This is a genomic window from Variovorax sp. H27-G14 (genome assembly GCF_046156345.1).
Taxonomy (GTDB): Bacteria; Pseudomonadota; Gammaproteobacteria; order Burkholderiales; family Burkholderiaceae_C; genus Variovorax.
Genome location: NZ_JAYLVN010000020.1, coordinates 80,010 through 100,547 on the forward strand (window position 1 = coordinate 80,010; position 20,538 = coordinate 100,547).

Genomic DNA, 20,538 nt, shown 5'->3' on the forward strand with positions numbered 1-20,538 from the left:
TGCGCTCAGGCCGTGAGAGCTTCAGGTGCCGCATCGCCGCGTTCGCGCGTGCCAACGGCAGGCGCCACCGCATGCAGACCGCGCCGCGGAATGCCGGCCGATGCCGCCAGCGCACCGGCCAGCAGCGCCGCCACTTCGCGCGCGTTGGGCAAGGCGCGCAGCATGGGCTGGGTACGCTTGACATGCCATGGCCGCGCGTGCGGCCACAGGTGCACATACGCAATCTGTGCGTCGTCGCGCAGGGCCAGCGCCACGTCGCCGGTGCCGTCGGCGTTGGCATGCAGAGAGGCCGAGTCGATGGCGCTGTAGGGCAGGTTGAAAGTCACGGTCAGCACGATGCCCACACGCATCACGATGCGCCGGTCGGTGATGGTGTAGACGCTGGTGCGTGCCGACAGCCAGCCCAGCCCGACGAGCGTGGCAATGGCCATCACCGCGAGCGGCAGCAGCCAGGCCATGGCGACCAGCGCATCCACGGCATGCCCGCCGCTTGCCAGCGCGTTGGCGCCGCGCCAGACGATGAGCACCGCAAAGTAGGCCGCCAGCCCGCGCACATGCAGCGCGCTGCGCGTAAGGCGTTGCCAATCGGGCGAGCCCTGCCACAGCAGGCGCTCGGCAGCCGGCAGCTTTTCAGGCAGGCCCCAGGCCGCCTCGAAGTCGTGGTCGTCGCCGGCCGGGGTGAAGTTGGCGGCCTTCACAGCAGCGGCTCCTGGCGCTGCGGCGTCGCGTAGAGCGTGCCGCCGCCGTAGTAGGCCATCACCATGTCCTCTTCGAGCAGCGTGATCTGTTCGGGCAGCCGCGTGGCCGGCACAAAAGCAAACTGCGTGCTGAGAATGGAGCGCACATGCACGCGGTGCCTGTCGACCTTGGAGAAGTTCATCGGCAGCAGCACCCGGCGCGGTCCGGCTTCGGTGCGCACCTCGAGTTCGAGGTAGCGGAACACGGCTTCGGCGCGGTCCACCCAGAGGTCGACCACATCGCCGCCCACCAGGTTGTCGGCACCGAACACCGGCATGCCGATCGGGTTCGGGTCTTTCTTCGACAGCCCGAAGCCGGGCGCCTGGCGAAGCGGCACGATGCGCAGTTCACCGTCGATGGTGGTGTCTGCAATGTCCGCACGTTGCGCCCAGGCACCGGGGCCGACGCCGTCGCGCATCGGATCTCCCGTGGGTTCGAGCGGTGCACCGAGCCAGCCGCCGCTGGGCTCGGCGGCAATCTCGCGTTCCTCGCGCAGACGGTTGGGCGCCTGCACCTGGCGGCCGTCGCGCAGCAGGTAGGTCTTTGGGCTGGGAATCGCCGGAAAGCCCTGCACCTCGATGCGCCCCGACCGGTCGCTTTCGAGCGGGTACCCCTCTCGTTTGTTCTCGCGGTGCAGGTAGTAGATGAGCCCTGCAAAGAAGGCCCAGAACAGGTACAGCACGACCTGCGCCACGTCGATGTAGCTGGTGATGGCTCCGTTTCCCATGGCGGGTCTCCTTGGATATGAGGGTGCGTGGGGCGGGCTTGCGGCCTCAGCCCGGAAACTCTGTCAGCCCGAACTTGCCGGGCAGGGTTGTCTGGCGCGTGCCCGGTGTCATGCCCGGTGTCGTGCCCAGCGTTGCGCCGCGCCGCTCGCGCGGCGTACGCACCAGCGGGCCAATGGCGATGAGCGTGGCGAACAGCAACACGATCTCGATGTAGTAAACGACGCTGTAGCCGACCGATGGCCCCGACACCACGGCGCCCAGCGTGCCGTGTGCTGCCAGGTACGCCACGCCGTCGCGCAGCGCACCGCCCAGGCCGATGGCCAGGCCGCCGGCCGAGGCCTGCACCGCCCCCCATGCGCCGAGCGCCAGGCCGTTGCGCGCGCCCGTGTCATGGGCCATGGCCGCAGTGAGCGTGGCAACCGAAAACAGGCCGCCGCCAAAGCCGATCAACAACGCGCCAACGCGAAACAGCAGTTGCGAGCCCACCGGGTCCGCAAAAACCACGGCCGCAAAGGCGAAGATGCCGATCACCGCGCCGATGGCCGCCAGCCGGTGCGGTTCACCGCCGTGCAGAAACCAGCGCGCCGCCAGCACAAAGGCCGCCAGAGCGCCGCAGGCGATCATTGCGGTGAGCTGCGTGGTCGACGCCACGGCCATGTGCATGATCTCGCCGCCGTAGGGTTCGAGCAGCACGTCCTGCATGCTGAAGCCAGCGCTGCCAAGGCCCACGGCGACCAGCAGCCGCGCCGAGCGACCGCCGTGCATGAAGGCACGCCACGATTCGCGAAACGACGGCCTTGCTTCACCGGGCGCGGCGGCGGTTCGGCTGGGGTTGCGCGCCTCCTGCTTCCACAGCGCGATGAGGTTCAGCACCATGGTCAGCAGCGCCGCACCCTGAATCACCTGGATCAGCTTGACCTGTTTGAACTCTTCCAGCAGCGCGCCAAAGCCGAGCGCGCTCACCATCGTGCCCACCAGCAGCATCACGTAGAGCAGCGCCACCACGCGCGGCCGGTTCTCGGGCGTGGCCAGGTCGGTCGCGAGCGCAAGGCCGCCGGTCTGCGTGGTGTGCAGGCCCGCACCCACGAGCAGGAACGCAATGGCCGCGCCGATCTGCCCGTAGAGCACCGGCCCGTTGGTGTCGCCCGACAGCACGATGAGCGCGAACGGCATGATCGCCAGGCCGCCGAACTGCATGAGCGTGCCCATCCAGATGTAGGGCACGCGTTTCCAGCCGAGCGCGGAGCGGTGGTGGTCGGAGCGAAAGCCGACCAGCGCCCGGAACGGCGCAAACACCAGCGGCAGCGCGATCATGCTGGACACCAGCCAGGCGGGCACATGCAGCTCGACGATCATCACGCGGTTGAGCGTGCCGTTGAGCAGCGCGAGCGCCATGCCCACCGTCACCTGAAACAGCGACAGCCGCAGCAGCCGCGACAGCGGCAGCTCGCGCGTGGCCACGTCGGCAAAAGGCAGGAACCGCGTGGCGATGAGCCCCCACTTGCGGGCCATGCTGTCGTTGAGGCGGGTGACTGTGTTCATGGGCGCACCATTTCCAGGGCTTGCGATGTGTAGAAGCCGCTGGACACGCGCTGCGTGCGACCGCGCTGCCAGCCGGCCAGCGTCGGGTCGGCCGCCAGATGGCGGTGCAACGACCGCTCGGCCACGGGCTCGATCCACGGTGCGCGGTTGCCGCGCGGAAACAGCCGCCCCGCCGCACGGAACAGGATCAGCGCCGGGTTGCTCGGCGCGAAGGTGAACAGCAGCGAGCGGTCGGCGCGCTGCGCCAGGCCCGCGAGCACGCGCACCGCATCGGGCGTGCGGTAGTGAATCAGCGAGTCCATGCCGACGATGTAGTCGAAGCGGCCCAGCGCGGGGTCGAGCATGTCGCCCGCGCGAAAGTCGATGCGCCCACCGGCCAGCTGCCCCAGTTGCGCCAGTTGCCCCAGTTCCGCCGGCTGACGCTCGCGCGCGAGTTCGATCAGTGTGGGCGACAGGTCGATGGCCACCACCTGCGCGCCGCGCCGTGCAGCCTCCACCGCGAGCGCGCCGGTGCCGCAGCCGGCATCCAGCAGCCGCATGCCGTGCAGGTCTTCGGGCAGCCAGCCGAGCAGCGTCGCGCGCATGCGCTCGCGCCCCGCGCGCACGCTGGCGCGGATGCGGCCCACGGGCGCGTCCGAGGTGAGCCGTGCCCAGGCTTGCGCGGCTGTGCGGTCGAAATACGTTTCGATCTCGCCGCGTCTTTGCAGGTAGCTGAGGGGTGCCATGGTGTGTGCAGGTAAGGGCTCAGTCGAAGCCGAGCAGGTCGAAGATGTCGCGGTCCTTCATGGCCACCGCGTGCAGCGGCTCCGCGCCAAGCCACAGTGCCGCCGCCAGGCGCATGTACTCGTTCTGCACCGCTTCGAGCTCGGGCGAAGGCTCCATCTCGAACAGCGTCGACTTCTTCAGCCGGCTGCGGCGGATCACGTCAAGGTCGGGAAAGTGCGCCATGAGCTTCAGGCCTATCTGCGCGTTGAACTTGTCGATCTGGTCGGTCTCCGCGCTGCGGTTGGCTATGACGCCGCCCAGGCGCACGTTGTAGTTCTTGGCTTTGGCGCCAATGGCTTGCACGATGCGGTTCATCGCGAAGATCGAATCGAAGTCGTTGGCCGTGACGATGAGTGCGCGGTCGGCATGCTGCAGCGGCGCCGCAAAGCCACCGCACACCACGTCGCCGAGCACATCGAAGATCACGACGTCGGTCTCTTCGAGCAGGTGGTGTTCCTTCAACAGCTTTACCGTCTGCCCGACCACATAGCCGCCGCAACCGGTGCCCGCGGGCGGGCCGCCGGCCTCCACGCACATCACGCCGTTGTAGCCCGGAAAGACGAAGTCCTCCACGCGCAGTTCCTCGGCGTGGAAGTCGACCGTTTCCAGCACGTCGATCACGGTCGGCATGAGCTTCTTGGTGAGCGTGAAGGTCGAGTCGTGCTTGGGGTCGCAGCCGATCTGCAGCACGCGTTTGCCGAGCCTGGAGAACGCGACCGACAGGTTGCTCGACGTGGTGCTCTTGCCGATGCCGCCCTTGCCGTAGATGGCGAACACCTTGGCGTTGCCGATCTTCAGGTCGGGGTCGAGCTGCACCTGCACGCTGCCCTCGCCGTCGGCGCGCGAGCGAATGCCGGGCGTCTTGATGTTGGGAAAAGGCACGGTAACGGCGTTCATGCGAGGGCTCCTTCGTACACACCTTCAAGCCGGTCTTCGAGTTCCTCGCCCGCGCGCCGCAGCGCCTCGAGCATGGCGTCGTCCGGCTTCCAGAAATTTCGGTCCGAGGCTTCGAGCAAGCGGCTGGCCACGCGCGCTGAAGCACTCGGATTGAGCCCCGAGAGGCGCTCGCGCATCGCAGGGTCGAGCACGAAGGTCTCGCTGAGCTGCTGGTAGACCCACGGCTGAACCTGGCTGGTGGTGGCCGACCAGCCCATCGTGTTGGTCACGTGCACCTCCAGCTGCCGCACGCCTTCGTAGCCGTGCTTGAGCATGCCCTCGTACCATTTCGGGTTGAGCATGCGCGTGCGCGTTTCAAGCGCGACCTGTTCGCTCAGCGTGCGCACGATGCCGCTGCCGCCGTCCTGCGTCTGGTCGCCGATGTAGACCGGTGCCATGGCGGCATCGGCGCCCTTGGCCCGCTTGATGGCGCGGCTCACGCCGCCGAGCGTGTCGAAATAGGTGTCGATGGTGGTCACGCCCAACTCCACCGAGTCGAGGTTCTGGTAGGCCAGCTCCACGCCGGACAGCACGCTGCGCAGCAGCTGTGCCTGCTGCACCGGCCGGCCCGCGCGGCCGTAGGCAAAGCCCTTGCGCCGGCTGTAGGTTTCGGCAATTTCGTCGCCATCGTCCCAGCGGCTGTTGTCGATCAGGCTGTTGACGTTGGCGCCATAGGCACCCTCGGCATTGCCGAACACGCGCAGCGACGCGGTCTCCAGGTCGCCGCCATGCTCGGCCTGGTAGGCCAGCGCATGCTTGCGAATGAAGTTCTGGTCGGGCGCTTCGTCGGCACTCGCGGCCATGAACGCGGCCTCGGCCAGCAGCTTGATCTGCAAGGGCAACAGATCCCGGAAGATGCCCGACAGCGTGATCACCACGTCGATGCGGGGATGGCCGAGCTCCGTCAGCGTCATGAGCTCGGCGCCGGCCAGCCGGCCGTAGCCGTCGAAGCGCGGGCGTGCGCCCATCAGCGCCAGTGCCTGGCCGATGGGGCCGCCTTCGGTCTTCAGGTTGTCGGTGCCCCAGAGCACGAGCGCGATCGATTCGGGGAAGGCATGACCGTCGGCCATGTGGCGCTCCAGCAGGCGCGCGGCCTGGCGTGCGCCGTCCTTCACCGCGTAGGCGCTCGGGATGCGGAAGGGATCGAAGCCGTGCAGGTTGCGGCCCGTGGGCAGAATGGCCGGCGTGCGCAGCAGGTCGCCGCCGGGCGCGGGGCGCAGAAAGCGGCCGTCGAGCGCGCGCACGATGGCGGCCAGTTCATGGTCGACCGCCAGCAGCGGGGCCAGCGCTGCAAGTTGGCGCAGCAAGGGCTCGGGCACGGCCTGGCCGTCGGGGCCGGCCAGAACCTCTTCGGCCGTGCGGCCGGCGACGATGGCCTCGACCATCGCGCGCGGCGGGCGCAGGCCGTGCGAGGCCTCGGCCATGGACATCAGCAGGTCGGCGCGCTCGGCCGCGTTCGGCGCCTCGCCCACCACATGCAGGCCGCAGGGAATGAGCGTGTATTCGAGTTCGAGCACCGCGTTGTTCAGCGCGACGATGCGCGCGGGGGTGCTGTCGGCCCATGCCGGCTCCGGCGCGGCAAGGTCGAGCAAAGCGGCCTGCGCCTGGACCATGCGGGCCAGCTCCTTGCCCTCGCCCTCGTCGCTCTCCAGGCTGCGATAGCGCTCCAGCATGTTTTTCAGTTCCACCAGTCCCTTGTAGAGGCCGGCCGCCGCGACCGGCGGCGTCAGGTAGCTGATCAACGTGGCGGCCGCGCGCCGCTTGGCGATGGTGCCTTCGGACGGGTTGTTCGATGCATAGAGGTAGAAGTTGGGCAGGTCGCCGATGAGCCGGTCGGGCCAGCACCTGGCTGACATGCCGTTCTGCTTGCCGGGCATGAATTCGAGCGCGCCGTGCGTGCCGAAATGCAGCACCGCATGCGCGCCGAAGTCTTCGCGCAGCCAGCGGTAGAAGGCCGAGAAGGCATGCGTGGGCGCGAAGCCCTTTTCGAACAGCAGCCGCATCGGGTCGCCCTCATAGCCGAAGGCCGGCTGGATGCCGACGAACAGCTTGCCGAAGCGCTCGCCCAGCACGAAGAGGCTGGCGCCGTCGCTCTGCTGCTTGCCAGGCGCGGGACCCCACTGCGCCTCGATCTCCTGCAGGTGCTTTTCGCGCCGCACATGGTCGTCGGTGGCAATGCGGGCGTGCACGTTGGCCATGGCGCCAAAGTTGGTGGCGTTGCCCTCTATCACGCGCTGGCGCAACGCATCGACGCTGGCCGGCATCGCCACGTCGTAGCCCGCGTCGCGCATGGCCTTCATGGTGTTGAACAGCGACTCGAACACCGCCAGGAACGCGGCCGTTCCGGTGTTTCCCGCGTTGGGCGGAAAGTTGAAGATGACCGCCGCCACCTTGCGCTCTGCGCGCTCGCTGCGGCGCAGGTCCACCAGCTTGCCCACGCGCGCGGCCAGCATGTCGGCACGCTCGATGCAGCTGTGCATGTCGTGCACGCCGGTCTCGTTCCTGAAGGTGCAGCCATGCGCGCAGCCGGTGCAGGCGATGTGGGTTGCGCTGCCGCGCCCGCCGAACACCATCGAGCCGGTGGCGCCGTCGAGCTCGGGAATCGCGACCATCATCGTGGCCTCGACAGGCAACAGGCCGCGCGACGATTCGCCCCACTGGTCGAGCGACTGAAACTCCACCGGCGTGACGGCGATGTACGGCACGTCGAGTTCCGCCAGCATGTCTTCGGCCGCCTTGGCGTCGTTGTACGCGGGCCCGCCGACCAGCGAGAAGCCCGTGAGCGACACCAGCGCATCGATGGTGCTGCGGCCCTCGCGGCGGAAGAATGCCTCTATGGCCGGGCGCGCATCGAGTCCGGTCGCAAAGGCCGGAATCACGCGCAGGCCGCGTGCCTCCAGCGCGGTGATCACGCCGTCGTAGTGGTCGGTGTTGCCGGCCAGCAGATAGGAGCGCATGAGCAGCAGACCGACGGTGCCACGCTGCCCGCTCTGGGCGACGCGCGGCAGGCTGTCGATGTGGTCGGCCAGGCGCGGCTTCATGCGCGGGTGGTAGACGCCGACCTCGGGGTAGTCGACGGGCTCGTGGGTCTTTGCAATGCCGCGCAGCGCACGCCGAGGGCCTTCGGCGTAGCGGTCCACGAGAAAGTGGACCATGTTCGCGATGTTGTCCTCGGAGCCCGCGAGCCAGTACTGCAGCGTGAGGAAATAGGCACGCACGTCCTGCGCGGTGCCGGGAATGAAGCGCAGGATCTTCGGCAGACGGCGCAGCGTCTTCATCTGGCGCGCGCCGGCGCTGGTGCGGGCGGCCGCGTCGGCACCGTCGGCCGGCTTGCCGCGCAGGCGCTTGAGGAAGGCCAGCGGGCCGGTGCTGGGCGCGGACATGTCGAACTTGCCCATGCGCGTGAGCTTGGTCACCTCGGCGGCGGACATGGCGCAGACCATGGCGTCGCAATGGTCGCGCCGCGCCTGCAGCGCGGGCAGCACCGGCAGGAAATGGTCTTCCATGAACAGCATGGTCGCGATAACGATGTCGCCCTGCGCAATGTCGGCCTGGCAACGCGCCAGCGCCTCGGGCCGGTCACCCCATTCGGCCGCGGCATGCACACTCAGGCGCAGGTCCGGCAGGCTCTTGCGCAGGCCGAGCCAGGCGCGCTCGGTGGCGCTGGCCAGATGACTGTCCATGGTCACGATGACGACGCGCATCGTTTGCTTCGTGCCGCCGCGCTCAGCGACTGAAATGGGCTTTGGCGTCATAGAGGGTCTCGATGGTGATGAGCGGCACACCGCGATCGAGCGCATAGCGCTCGGTGTTCCGACGCGCCTTGCCGCGCACGAAAAACGGAATCTTGCGCAGCTCCTTTTCCGCGTCCGACGCCCAGGCGGCGACGGCCTCCGCGGCGGCGGATTCGGCAACGACCTGTGCGGCAGCGGTGGCGTGACCGAGGTGCGAAGGTGCGGCGTCTTCATGGAATTCGAAGTCACCACGGAACATGCCGATGAGGTGTTCTTCGAGGCCCATCATCAACGGATGGACCCAGGTGTCGAACAGCACGTTGGCGCCTTCGAAACCCATCTGCGGCGAATATCGCGCCGGGTAGTCCTGCACATGCACGGGCGCGGAGATCACCGCGCAGGGCACGCCGAGCCGCTTGGCGATGTGGCGCTCCATCTGCGTGCCGAGCACCAGCTCGGGTTGCAGCGCTGCAATGGCGGCCTCGATCTCCAGGTAGTCGTCGCTGATGAGCGGCACGACGTCGTAGAGCTTGGCCGCCTCGCGCACTTCGCGCGCGAACTCGCGGCTGTAGGTGCCCAGGCCCACCACGGTAAAGCCGAGTTCGGTGGCCGCAATGCGCGCCGCAGCCACCGCATGCGTGGCGTCGCCGAAGATGAAGACGCGCTTGCCCGTGAGGTAGGTCGAATCGACCGAGCGTGCATACCAGGGTGCGCGGGATGTGGCGTCGGCCAGGGCCTTGGCGGGGTCGATGCCGGCAAGCTGCGCCACCTCGGCGATGAAGTCGCGTGTCGCCCCCGCACCGATGGGCACGGTCTTCGTGCAGGGCTGGCCGAAGCTGCGTTGCAGCCACTGCGCCGTGAGCGTCGCTATCTCGGGGTAGAGCACGATGTTGAAATCGGCCTCGCCCAGGCGCGACAGGTCTGCGGCGCTGGCCTGCAGCGGCGCGGTCACGCGGATGTCGATGCCCAGGCTGTCGAGCAGGCCGCTGATTTCATGCACATCGTCGCGGTGGCGAAACCCCAGCGCCGTGGCGCCGAGCAGGTTGCAGCTCGGGCGCTGGTGTGCAGGCCGTGGCGCGCGTTCAGTGCCGGGCGGTGGCACCTGCGGGCCGGCCAGGGCGCGCACCATCTGGTAGAGCGTTTCCGAGGCGCCCCAGTTTTCCTTGCGCTGGTAGGACGGCAGTTCGAGCGCGACGACGGGAATCGGCAGGTTCAGCGCGCGGGCGAGGCCGCCCGGGTCGTCCTGAATCAGTTCCGCCGTGCACGACGCGCCGACCATCATCGCGGCCGGCTTGAAGCGTTCGAAGGCTTCGCTGGCGGCGCGCTTGAAAAGCTCGGCGGTGTCGCCGCCCAGGTCGCGCGCCTGGAAGGTCGTGTAGGTGACGGGTGGGCGGCGCGGCAGGCGCTCGATCATCGTGAAGAGCAGGTCCGCGTAGGTGTCGCCCTGCGGTGCGTGCAACACGTAGTGCACGTCTTTCATCGCGGTGGCTATGCGCATGGCGCCCACGTGCGGCGGTCCTTCGTAAGTCCAGAGCGTGAGCTGCATGGCGGGTTCCGTTCTCTTTCTCTATGCGGCCAGCCGCAGGCGGCGGACCAGCGGACGCGTGAAGAGTTCGGCCAGGTCGGCGGCCTGTTCGTAGCCCTGGATGGGCGTGAAGACCAGCTCGATCGACCACTTGGTGGTCAGACCCTCGGCCTCCAGCGGATTGGCCAGCCCGAGCCCGCAGACCACGATGTCGGGGCGCAGAGCGCGGCAACGGTCGAGCTGGCGATCGACGTGCTGGCCTTCGGACAGGGTCACGCCGTCTGGCAGCAGCGCGAGTTCCTGCGCGAGGTGCTGGCGATGCAGGTAGGGCGTGCCGACCTCGGTCAGCACCATGCCCAGCTCGCGCGACAGAAAGCGGGCAATGGGAATTTCGAGCTGCGAATCGGGGAAGAAGAACACGCGCTTGCCGCTGAGCTGCGCACGATGCCGCGACAGCGCCTGCGTGGCGCGCTCGCACGCCGGTGCGGTGATGCGATCGAAAGCGGCGCGATCGACGCCAAAGGCCTCGGCCGCCGCGCCGAGCCACCGCGTGGTGCCTTCCACGCCGAGAGGGAAGGGCGCCGCGATGCGCTGGGCGCCGCGTTCTTCGAGCGCGCGCGCCGTGTCGGCAAGAAAAGGCTGGGCCAGCAAGAAGCGCGTTCCCGGCCCGATGGGTGGCATGGCATCCGCGCGCCTGGGCGGAAAAAAGCGCGCCGCAATGCCAAGCTGCGCGAACAGGCGCGCGAACTGGTCTTCGACCACGTCGGCCAGCGTGCCGACCACCAGCAGTTCGGCCGGGGCCGGCGCGGGGCGGGCCGGCAACACGGGCACCATCGACGCGAGGCAGGCGTCCTCGCCCTGCGTGAATGTGGTCTCGATGCCGCTGCCCGAATAGTTCAGCACGCGCACACGCGATGTGTAGGCCTTCGACAGCCGCAACGCCGCGCGCGACAGGTCGAGCTTGATCACTTCAGACGGGCACGAGCCCACCAGAAACAGCAGCCGAATGTCGGGTCGGCGCTCCAGCAGCCGCGAGACCACGCGGTCGAGTTCGTCGTTCACGTCGGCCAGGCCCGACAGGTCGCGCTCGTCGATGATGGCCGTCGCAAAGCGCGGCTCGGCAAAGATCATCACGCCCGCCGCCGACTGGATCAGATGCGCACAGGTGCGCGAGCCCACCACGAGGAAGAACGCATCCTGCACTTTGCGATGCAGCCAGATGATGCCGGTGAGCCCGCAGAACACTTCGCGCTGGCCGCGTTCGCGGATGGGGATCACCGTGCTCATGCCACCGCTCCGTCGGCCCGTGCGGGGGGGGCCTGCCGCGCCATGTCCAACCGCGCCATGTCCAGCCGTGCCGCACGCAGCTTCAGGATGAACTGCGTCGCGTTGACCACGTAGCTCGCATAGGCCGCAAGCGCGAGGTACATGAGCGGCCTGTCGCCCAGTGCGCCGGTCGCCAGCGCCGCAAGGTAGGCGGTGTGCAGCGCGAGCACGGCCATGCTGAACACGTCTTCCCAGAAAAAGGCCGGCGCGAAGAGGTAGCGGCCGAACACCACCTTCTCCCAGATGGCGCCCGTCACCATGATGGCGTACAGCGCCAGCGTCTTCACCACCACCGAGACGACCGCGGCCTCGTGCCCCTCACCGCGCCACAGGTAGCGCAGCACAAGGCACAGGCTCACCGCGAAGATCAAAAACTGAACCGGCGCCAGCACCCCCTGTACCAGCGTCCAGCCCGATGCGTCGCGGCGCTGCCGCTGATGCGGCGTGTAGAGGGGGGGCCGGGGGGCGCTTTGCAGGGGACGTGAATTGCGCATGACCGGCAATCTAGATCGCGCTTCAAAAAGTGTCAACTAAATTGGACGTAAATATAAATTGACAGATGCGCCGCGCAGCGGAATCATCGCGCCGAAGCCAAGCCTGAAGCACCACGCGCGCCCACCATGACGGACACCCGCAACAACGTCCCCGACCCCGCCTCCGCCCCGGCCGACCCGGCCGACCCGGCCGCCCAGAGGGCGAGGTGCTGCGCCGCAGCAATGTGCTTGCACTGTTTCCAAAGGTCGACAGCGAGGGGAACGTGCGCCATGATTCGTCGCCGCAAGCGCAGGTGCAGGCCAGAACAACACAGCGAAGAGACAAACCCACCAGGAGACAAGCCATGCCCCGATTGGCTAGACAAGCTCTGGATCTCGAAGGTTCGAGCCGGCTGCCCGATGCAGCCAGCGACTGGGAACCGGCCGCAGCGTCGCGGCCCGACTGGAATCGCGCGCCGAATGACCGGGTCGCCGCGGCGGATCGACAGACCCGCTTGAGCCGCACGCTTGAGTTCGACATCATTCCGCGCCTGGTCGACGTGCATCGCGCGCCGTTTCCACCGGGCCACCCCCACGCCGACGTCGAAGACGCACTCGGCAGCACCGACCACCGGCCCAGCACCCGCGATGTCGAAGACTTCGTTCAGCTCGTGCTGGCGCGCGAGCACCTGCCAGCCCAAGCCTTCGTGGATGCGCTGGGCCAGCGCGGCATGTCGGTCGAAACCATCTACCTCGACCTGCTGGCACCGGCAGCCCAGCACCTGAACTACCTGTGGGCGCAAGACCTGTGCGAGTTCACGCAGGTCACGCTCGGCCTGGCGCGGCTGCAGCGCCTGCTGCACGAGCTGAGCCCGTCGCTTGGCGGCGGCGGCCAGCGGCCGTTTCGCGGCAACGCCCGGCGCGTGCTGCTGCTGCCTGCCTGCGGCGAGAAGCAGACCTTCGGCCTGTCGATGGTGGCCGAGTTCTTTCATCACGCGGGCTGGGAGGTCGACCGCGGCCACGGTCCGCTCGACACCCAGGCCGTCGAGTTCGCCCAGTCCGAATGGTTCGACGTCATTGGCCTGGCGGCCGGCAGCGAGACGCGGCTGGAGCCGCTGCGGCGCAGCATCCTCGACATACGGCGCCTGTCGCGCAACAAGGAGGTGCGCGTGATGGTGGGTGGCCCGATCTTTGCGGGGCATCCCGAGCGTGTAAAGTTCGTCGGCGCCGATGCATGCGGGCTCGACGGGAAAAAGGCCCCTGTCCATGCCGAACGACTGATTGCATTGCGCCTGCGAAACCATTGACAAACGCGCCGGAACCAGAAGGTCATCCTTGAAGAACGATGCGAGAACTGCTTTTCAGCCATGAAGAGTTTTGCGGCTCCCGCCAAGCACCTGGGCGACCTGCAGCCCGGCCCGATGGGGCAGCTCATTGCCGCCTCTTCCGATGTGGTGCTGATCCTCGATGCCGACGGCATCGTGCGCGACCTGGCGCTCGGAGGCTCCAGCCTCGATGACCAGGGCTGCGGCGACTGGATCGGCAAATCCTGGCTCGACAGCCTAGCGCGCGACTCACGCCCCCATGCCGAATCCATGCTGCGCAATGCGGACGCCGCCGAGCCGCTTGCGTGGCGCCAGCTGGTCGTGCGCAACGGCAACCACGGCGACCTGCATCTGAGTTGCGCGGCCCTCCAGTTGCGCGGCTCCGCGCGACTGCGCAATGTGGGGCGCACCGTGATCTTCGGCCGCGACCTCCGCGGCATGACCGCATTGCAGCAGAGCGTGGTCGATGCCCAGCAAGAGAACTTGCACGACCACTGGAAGCTGCGCGACGCGCAATCGCGTTACCGCCAACTGTTCATGACGGTGTCGGACGCGGTGCTCATCGTCGACGCCGCCACGCAGAAGATCGTCGAGGCCAATCCGGCGGCGGTGCAGCTGTTCGGCGACAGCGTGCGGCGCCTCGTCGGCGCCAATTTTCCGGCCGGGCTCGACCCGCGCAGCCACGCCGAGGTGCAGTCGCTGGTGGCCGCACTGCGCACCACGGGCCGGGCCGAGGACATGCAGGCCCACGTGGCCGAAGGCGGCGGGGAAGTCACGGTGTCGGGCTCGGTGTTCCGGCAGGAGAACGGCGTGCTGATGGTCATACGCCTGTCGCGCGTGGCCGTTCAGGCCGTTGCACCCGATCGGGCCAACGCCAACAACGTGTTGCTCAAGATCGTGCAGAGCGCGCCGGACGGCATCGTCGTCACCGACATCAACGGCCAGATCATCTCCGCCAATGAAGCTTTTGTCGCACTGGTGCAACTGGCCAATGAGGAGCAGGTGCGCGGTGAGTCGCTCGGCCGCTGGATCGGGCGCACCGGCGTCGAGCTGAGCGTGCTGATCTCGACCCTGCGCCAGCGTGGTTCGCTGCGGCTCTTTCCCACCAGCCTGCGCTGCGAGCACGGCCTGGTGTCCAACGTCGAAATCTCCGCCACCCTCGTGCGCGACAGCGACGAGGCTTACCTGGGCTTCACGATCCGCGACGTGAGCCGTCGCCAGGGCGGCGACGTGCGCGTGGTCAAGGAGCTGCCGCATTCGGCGGGCCAGATGTCGGAGCTGGTCGGCCGCATGCCCATGAAGGACATCGTGGGCGAGACCACCGACCTGATCGAGCAACTGTGCATCGAAGCCGCGCTCGACCTCACGCGCGACAACCGCGCCGCGGCGGCCGAACTGCTCGGCGTTTCGCGCCAGAGCCTGTACGTCAAGCTGCGTCGCTACGGCCTCGGAGAAGCTGTGGCCGAAAGCGAAAAACAGTAGCCGTTGACCGCGCAAGTGTAAATCTTGATTGACAGTGCAGGGCGTCAGGCTGGAAACTTGCCGGCATGCCCCGCCCAGCGCTGTCAGCGGTCACCGAGTTGCTCAAGCCAATCACGTGGTTCCCGCCGATGTGGGCCTTTGCCTGCGGGGTGGTCGGCTCGGGCGTGAGCCTGAACGGGCGCTGGATGGTCGCGGTCATGGGCATCGTGCTGGCCGGCCCGCTGGTGTGCGCCAGCAGCCAGGCGGTCAACGACTGGTTCGACCGGCACGTGGACGCGATCAACGAGCCGCAACGGCCCATTCCGTCGGGCCGCATGCCGGGCCGATGGGGCCTGTACGTGGCCATCGGCTGGACGCTGCTGTCGCTGGCATGGGCCTCGTTGCTCGGCCGCTGGGCCTTCCTGGCGGCGGTCGTCGGGCTGGTGCTGGCGTGGGCCTACAGCGCGCCGCCGTTGCGCCTCAAGGAGAACGGCTGGTGGGGCAACGCCGCCTGCGGCCTTTGCTACGAAGGCCTGGCCTGGATCACGGGCGCCGCGGTGATGGCCGGTGGTGCGATGCCCAACGGCCGCTCGTTGTGGCTGGCGCTGCTGTACAGCATCGGCGCGCACGGCATCATGACGCTCAACGACTTCAAGTCCATTGAGGGCGACCGCCAGATGGGCGTGCGTTCGCTGCCGGTGCAGCTCGGCGCGCAGCGCGCGGGCCGCGTGGCGTGCTGGTTCATGGCACTGCCGCAATGGGCGGTGGTGCTGCTGCTGGTGCACTGGCAGCGGCCGGGGCACGCGGTGGCAATCGGATTGCTGATCCTGCTGCAGATCGTGTTGATGGACCGCTTCATGCAGGACGTGATCGGGCGGGCGCTCTGGTACAGCGGCTTCGGCGTGCCGGTGTTCGTGAGCGGCATGATGATCAGCGCCTTCGCGTTGCGCGGCGCAGGGAGCACCCTATGAAAGCAGACTTCGGCTGGCCGGCCATCGTGCGGCTCGGGCTCGTGCAGGCTTCGCTGGGCGCGGTGGTCGTGCTGACCACCTCCACGCTGAACCGCGTGATGGTGGTCGAGCTGGCCTTGCCCGCGCTGCTGCCCGGCTGCCTGGTCGCAATGCATTACCTGGTGCAGGTGTTGCGCCCGCGCATGGGCCATGGTTCGGACAGCGGGCGGCGGCGCACGCCGTGGATCGTCGGCGGCATGGCGATGCTGGCGGCCGGCGGTTTTGGCGCGGCCTGCGCCACGGCGCTGATGGCGACGCATCCGGTCGCAGGCATCGTTGCCGCGGTGCTGGCCTTTGCAGTGCTCGGCGTGGGCGTGAGCGCGGCGGGAACGTCGTTGCTGGTGCTGTTGGCGCAGCGCGTGCAGGCGTCGCAACGCGCGTCGGCGGCCACGGTCGTCTGGCTCATGATGATCGCGGGCTTCGCGGTCACGGCCGGGGCGGCGGGGTCGTTGCTCGATCCGTTTTCGCCCGCGCGTCTGGTGGCGGTCAGCGCGGCGGTATCGGTTGCGGCTCTGCTGCTGACGTGCATCGCGATGTTCGGCATCGAAGGTCGGGCCGTGCCGTCGCGCAACGACGATGCGGCGGCGCCGAAGCCTGCGGCGGCGGCCATCCGGTTTCGCGAGGCGCTGGCGCAGGTGTGGGCCGAACCGGCGGCGCGGCGCTTCACGCTGTTCGTCTTCATCTCGATGCTCGCGTACAGCGCGCAAGACCTCATCCTCGAACCCTTCGCGGGCTCGGCGCTGGGCTTCACGCCGGGCGAATCCACACGGCTGTCGGGCACGCAGCACGGCGGTGTGCTGGTCGGCATGCTGGTGGCGGCGTTCGCGGGCCGTGGCCGCAATGGGCAGCGCTTCGGTTCGCTGCGTGCGTGGCAGGTCGGCGGCTGCCTGGTGTAGGCCGTCGCGTTGCTCGGCCTGGTGGCGGCCGGTGTGGTCGGCACGGCGTGGCCGTTCAAGGCCAATGTGTTCGTGCTGGGCGTGGCCAACGGCGCATTCTCGATCGCCGCCATCGCCGCGATGATGGCGCTGGCCAGTGAAGGGCGCGCGTCGCGCGAAGGCGTGCGCATGGGGCTGTGGGGGGCGGCACAGGCCGTCGCCTTCGGGCTCGGCGGCTTGCTCGGCACGGCCGCCAGCGACCTGGCGCGCGCGCTGATCGGCTCACCCGGCCTGGCCTACGCGGCCGTGTTCGCGGCTGAAGCGGCGCTGTTCGTCGTTGCGGCCGCACTGGCGGGAAAAGTCGCCCATGCGGCGGTGCCCGTTCCCGCGCCGGTGCCCGTTCCCGTTCCCGTTCCCCGCCCCCTGTCCCTGAACGTCGGCGATGCCGGCCTGAAAGCGAGGTGATGCCATGAACGACACGCAGGCGACGATAGAGACCTTCGACGTGGTGGTCGTCGGCGGCGGCCCGGCCGGTGCCACGGCGGCGCACGACCTTGCCCGACAAGGCCGCTCGGTGCTGCTGCTGGACCGGGCCGGGCGCGTGAAGCCGTGCGGCGGCGCCATCCCGCCGCGCCTGATTCAGGACTTCGAGATCCCCGATGCCTTGCTTGTTGCCAGGGCGCGGTCGGCGCGCATGGTGGCGCCGAGCCGAAAGTGCGTCGACATTCCCATCGACAACGGCTTCGTCGGCATGGTCGACCGCGAGGTGTTCGACGAATGGCTGCGCGAGCGGGCAGCGCAGGCCGGCGCGGTGCGACGCATCGGCAGCTTCGAGCGGCTCACGCGCGATGCGGACGGCGTGAGCGTGGTGCACTATGGCGCCCGCACCGACCGCCACAAGGCCGACGCGCACCCCGGCTGCGTGCGCGCGCGCAGCGTGATCGGTGCCGACGGTGCCTGCTCGCGCGTGGCTGCGGCAGCCATGCCGCGCGCACGCGCCGTGCGCTATGTGTTCGCGTACCACGAAATCGTGCAGGCGCCGGCCGTCAAGCCCGAGGGCTACGACGGACAGCGCTGCGACGTCTACTACCAGGGCCAGCTGTCGCCCGACTTCTACGGCTGGGTGTTCCCGCACGGCGACACGCTGAGCATCGGCACCGGCAGCGCCGACAAGGGCTTCTCTCTGCGCGGCGCGGTCGGCCGGCTGCGTGCCGACGCCGGCCTGGCCGACGCCGCCACGCTGCGCCGCGAAGGCGCGCCGCTGCCAATGAAGCCCTTGGCGCGCTGGGACAACGGGCGCGATGTGGTGCTAGCGGGCGATGCGGCGGGCGTGGTCGCACCGGCGTCGGGCGAAGGCATCTACTACGCGATGGCCGGTGGGCGTTTTGCGGCCGAGGCGGTGCATCTGTTGCTGGACAGCGGCGACGCACGTTGCCTGAAGCAGGCGCGCCGCCGTTTCATGAAGGCGCACGGCACGGTCTTTCGCGTGCTTGGCGTGATGCAGTGGTTCTGGTACAGCACCGACCGGCGCCGCGAGCGCTTCGTGAAGATCTGCGAAGACCGCGACGTGCAGCAGTTGACCTTCGAGTCGTACATGAACAAGTCACTGGCGCGCAAGAAACCCATGGCCCATGTGCGCATCTTCTTCAAGGACGTTGCGCATCTGCTGGGGTTGGCACGTGTATGACGGCGTTGCACCGCGCCCGCCTGTGGAAGCCGGTGGCGGTGGCCGCGCTCGCGGCCTTGCTGGTGGCGATGCTGGGTGCGTTGATGACCGACCTGGGCCCGTGGTATCGCAACCTCGCGCAGCCCTCCTGGAAACCGCCGGACGCGGCCTTCGGCCTGATCTGGACCACGATCTTCGCGCTGGCGGCGGCGGCGGGCGTGATTGGCTGGCGCCGCGCGGCTACCCGCATCGGGCGCGAACGCATGCTCGTGCTGTTTGCGCTCAACGGCTTTCTCAACGTGCTGTGGAGCCTGCTGTATTTTCGGCTGCACCGGCCGGACTGGTCGTTGATCGAAGTGCCGTTTCTCTGGCTCTCGGTGCTGGCGCTGGTGGCGGTTCTGCGGCCCATCGCAAGGTTGGCATCGGCCTTGATGTTGCCGTACCTGGTGTGGGTCACCATTGCTGCAGTGCTGAACTGGGAAACCGTGCGGCTCAATGGTCCGTTCGGCTGAACGGGGCACCGTGGACGCGAACCTGAACCTTCCCTGGCTGGTCGACGGCGTGATCGCGTTCACCGTTGTCGAAGGCATCGCGCTCGTGGTGCATCACCGCCTTACCGGCAACGGGCCGAGGCCGGGTGCCTACCTGCTCAACATGGTCTCGGGGTTGTGCCTGATGGCGGCGCTGCGATGCGCGGTTCACGACACAGGTGCGCTGTGGGTCGCAGCGTGGCTGCTCGCCGCCGGCATCGCGCATGGTGCCGACATCAGCAAGCGCTTTGCTAGTGCAGCCGCTGCCCATCCGCGGCCATGAACACAAGTTGGCTGAAGCGACCCAGGCGCAGCGATTTCTCGTTGGGCTCGATCTTCGCGTCGTTGCGCACCACGTTGCAGTAGGCGCCCGACAAGCCGTTGATCAGCTCCGCATTGGCGGCTTTTGGCGCACGCGCGCGCAACTGCGCTACCAGCCGCTGGGCCTTGTCCGGCATGGTCTCGTCCGTCATGCCCGCAAGCTGCGCGTCGATGCTCGCGCGCTGGCTGTCGAAGGCCTTGCCGAGCGTCGGCGTGTCGATCTTCGGACAGCCGCTCAACGCGCCTGCGCTCATCAGCGTGTCGGCCTTGCGGCGCGCCTCGGCGGCCATGCCGGCCTGCGCCGTGGCGGGCGCACCGTTGGCCCAGGTCTGGCGCACGTAGTTGGTGACGTCGGCAATCTCCTGGTCGGTCATCCCGGCGCCGATGGCCGGCATCGGCGCATATCTTTCGCGTGCCTCCAGGCCGCCGACGATGACGTTGATCACGTTCTGCGGCCCTTTGGAGGTAACGGCACCGTTGCCGTCCAGCGGGGGTATCACGCCCTTCAGACCCTTGCCGTCGATGGCGTGGCATGACGCGCAGAAGTTGAGATAGGTCTGGCCGCCGCGCGCGTCGCGGCCCTTGAACAAGGCCAGCTTCTGGTCGTTGCCCTTGACTGCCGACGGCGGCGTGGCCTTGAGGTAGGCGGCCAGGGCTGAGAGGTCCGCGTCGCTGAGCTTGCTCAGGCTGTGCACGGTTTGCGCCATTGGCCCGAGCGCAATGCTCTTGCCGGGGGCGACGCCGGTTTTCAGATAGGTCGCGATGTCGGTGTTGCTCCAGCTGCCGATGCCGTCGCGTGCATCGGAAGTGATGTTGGGCGCGTACCAGGAATCGATGACGCCGCCCTGCAGCGATCCTTTGAACTTCGACGTACCGGCCACCGGCTGCGCGTTGTGGCATTCGCCGCAGTGGGCCAGCCCTTCGGCCAGGTAGCGGCCGCGGTTCACTTCGTCGGTGGCCGCAGGGTCGGGCACGAAGGTACCGGGCTTGAAGAACACCTCGCGCCATGCGAGCAATGACTCGCGTACGCTGAACGGAAACGAGAGCTTGTTGGGCGGTCGCGCCTTGTTCACCGCAGGTTGCGTCATCAGAAAAGCCTTGATGGCCAGTACGTCGTCGCGGGTGACCGTGGTGTACCAGGGGAAGGGCATGACGGGGTAGAGGTACTCCGCGTGACGGCCGATGCCTTCATGCATGACGCGGTAGAACTCGTCGTCGCTCCAGTTGCCGATGCCGGTCTGCTTGTCCGGCGTGATGTTGGGTGTGGAGATCTGGCCGAAGGGCGTGTTCATGTAGAGCCCGCCCGCAAAGGGTTGACCACCCTTGCTGGTGTGGCACGCCATGCAGTCGCCGGCGTTGGTGAGGTAGGCGCCGCGCTGGACCTGGTCCGTCACCGGGTTGCCGGCGGCAGCGGCGGGCGGCGGAACCAACGCCGAAAAGGCAGCGAGCACAACGCCCGCAAGCAGCGCCCACCGGGGTGGTTGCGGGGTCTTGGGGGCGTTTGACATCGTGGCTCCGGAATGTCTCGATGCACGATTTTTCGCCCGGCGGACCGCGCCCGCTGTACGCCGTTTTCCTGCCGC

General features: G+C 68.4%; 16 protein-coding genes and 1 pseudogene. 7 read left to right on the forward strand and 10 right to left on the reverse strand.

From position 1 onward, the window contains the following. Window positions 1–5: 5 nt before the first annotated feature. Genes puhB through bchF form a run of 9 tightly spaced genes read right to left on the reverse strand, consistent with a single transcriptional unit; the run spans window position 6 to window position 11,788 of the window. The gene (puhB, locus tag VLK31_RS30405) at window positions 6–698 is read right to left on the reverse strand and encodes a photosynthetic complex putative assembly protein PuhB (protein ID WP_409172208.1); all 693 of its coding nucleotides are present in this window, start codon (window positions 696–698) and stop codon (window positions 6–8) included. Further along, window positions 695–1,465, reverse strand: coding sequence for a photosynthetic reaction center subunit H (puhA, locus tag VLK31_RS30410; protein WP_409172209.1), 771 nt, complete (start codon window positions 1,463–1,465; stop codon window positions 695–697). The genes puhB and puhA overlap by 4 nt, the downstream gene beginning before the upstream one ends. Window positions 1,466–1,511: 46 nt before the next feature. Next, on the reverse strand, window positions 1,512–3,008 hold the full coding sequence (locus VLK31_RS30415) for a PucC family protein (protein ID WP_409172210.1): 1,497 nt from the start codon (window positions 3,006–3,008) through the stop codon (window positions 1,512–1,514). Next, window positions 3,005–3,733 carry a magnesium protoporphyrin IX methyltransferase gene (gene bchM / locus VLK31_RS30420; protein WP_409172211.1) on the reverse strand — a complete coding sequence of 243 codons (729 nt, stop codon included), beginning with the start codon at window positions 3,731–3,733 and terminating at the stop codon, window positions 3,005–3,007. Before bchM ends, VLK31_RS30415 begins: the two co-directional genes overlap by 4 nt. Window positions 3,734–3,752: 19 nt before the next feature. After that, a complete protein-coding gene (gene bchL, locus VLK31_RS30425; RefSeq protein WP_409172212.1) occupies window positions 3,753–4,670 on the reverse strand; it encodes a ferredoxin:protochlorophyllide reductase (ATP-dependent) iron-sulfur ATP-binding protein in 918 nt (305 codons plus the stop codon). After that, window positions 4,667–8,413, reverse strand: a complete 3,747-nt coding sequence (locus VLK31_RS30430; protein ID WP_409172213.1) for a magnesium chelatase subunit H — start codon at window positions 8,411–8,413, stop codon at window positions 4,667–4,669. Before VLK31_RS30430 ends, bchL begins: the two co-directional genes overlap by 4 nt. Before the next feature lie 22 nt (window positions 8,414–8,435). Next, a complete protein-coding gene (gene bchB / locus VLK31_RS30435; RefSeq protein WP_409172214.1) occupies window positions 8,436–9,989 on the reverse strand; it encodes a ferredoxin:protochlorophyllide reductase (ATP-dependent) subunit B in 1,554 nt (517 codons plus the stop codon). 21 nt (window positions 9,990–10,010) lie between these two features. Then, complete coding sequence (locus tag VLK31_RS30440; protein ID WP_409172215.1) at window positions 10,011–11,255, reverse strand: ferredoxin:protochlorophyllide reductase (ATP-dependent) subunit N; 1,245 nt, start codon at window positions 11,253–11,255, stop codon at window positions 10,011–10,013. After that, on the reverse strand, window positions 11,252–11,788 hold the full coding sequence (gene bchF, locus VLK31_RS30445) for a 2-vinyl bacteriochlorophyllide hydratase (RefSeq protein ID WP_409172216.1): 537 nt from the start codon (window positions 11,786–11,788) through the stop codon (window positions 11,252–11,254). The genes VLK31_RS30440 and bchF overlap by 4 nt, the downstream gene beginning before the upstream one ends. A gap of 494 nt (window positions 11,789–12,282) precedes the next feature. Between bchF and VLK31_RS30450 the strand changes: the two genes are divergently transcribed. The 7 genes and pseudogenes from VLK31_RS30450 to VLK31_RS30480 all read left to right on the forward strand — a co-directional run bounded on the left by VLK31_RS30450 (window position 12,283) and on the right by VLK31_RS30480 (window position 18,917). Further along, on the forward strand, window positions 12,283–13,074 hold the full coding sequence (locus VLK31_RS30450; RefSeq protein WP_409172217.1) for a B12-binding domain-containing protein: 792 nt from the start codon (window positions 12,283–12,285) through the stop codon (window positions 13,072–13,074). A gap of 60 nt (window positions 13,075–13,134) precedes the next feature. Further along, window positions 13,135–14,574 (forward strand): transcriptional regulator PpsR, encoded by a 1,440-nt coding sequence (gene ppsR / locus VLK31_RS30455; protein ID WP_409172218.1) that lies wholly within the window; start codon window positions 13,135–13,137, stop codon window positions 14,572–14,574. Between the two features lie 65 nt (window positions 14,575–14,639). After that, window positions 14,640–15,524: a chlorophyll synthase ChlG gene (chlG, locus tag VLK31_RS30460; RefSeq protein WP_409172219.1), complete on the forward strand. Its 885-nt coding sequence runs from the start codon at window positions 14,640–14,642 to the stop codon at window positions 15,522–15,524. Then, window positions 15,521–16,903: pseudogene (locus tag VLK31_RS30465) on the forward strand (BCD family MFS transporter). Before chlG ends, VLK31_RS30465 begins: the two are co-directional and overlap by 4 nt. Window positions 16,904–16,907: 4 nt before the next feature. Continuing rightward, on the forward strand, window positions 16,908–18,125 hold the full coding sequence (locus tag VLK31_RS30470) for a geranylgeranyl diphosphate reductase (RefSeq protein ID WP_409172220.1): 1,218 nt from the start codon (window positions 16,908–16,910) through the stop codon (window positions 18,123–18,125). Next, on the forward strand, window positions 18,122–18,616 hold the full coding sequence (locus VLK31_RS30475) for a TspO/MBR family protein (protein ID WP_409172221.1): 495 nt from the start codon (window positions 18,122–18,124) through the stop codon (window positions 18,614–18,616). The genes VLK31_RS30470 and VLK31_RS30475 overlap by 4 nt, the downstream gene beginning before the upstream one ends. Window positions 18,617–18,626: 10 nt before the next feature. Then, complete coding sequence (locus tag VLK31_RS30480; protein WP_409172222.1) at window positions 18,627–18,917, forward strand: hypothetical protein; 291 nt, start codon at window positions 18,627–18,629, stop codon at window positions 18,915–18,917. Here the strand turns inward: VLK31_RS30480 and VLK31_RS30485 are convergent. Further along, complete coding sequence (locus VLK31_RS30485) at window positions 18,886–20,463, reverse strand: c-type cytochrome (RefSeq protein WP_409172223.1); 1,578 nt, start codon at window positions 20,461–20,463, stop codon at window positions 18,886–18,888. The two genes, VLK31_RS30480 and VLK31_RS30485, sit on opposite strands and share 32 nt — an antisense overlap. Window positions 20,464–20,538: the final 75 nt, after the last annotated feature.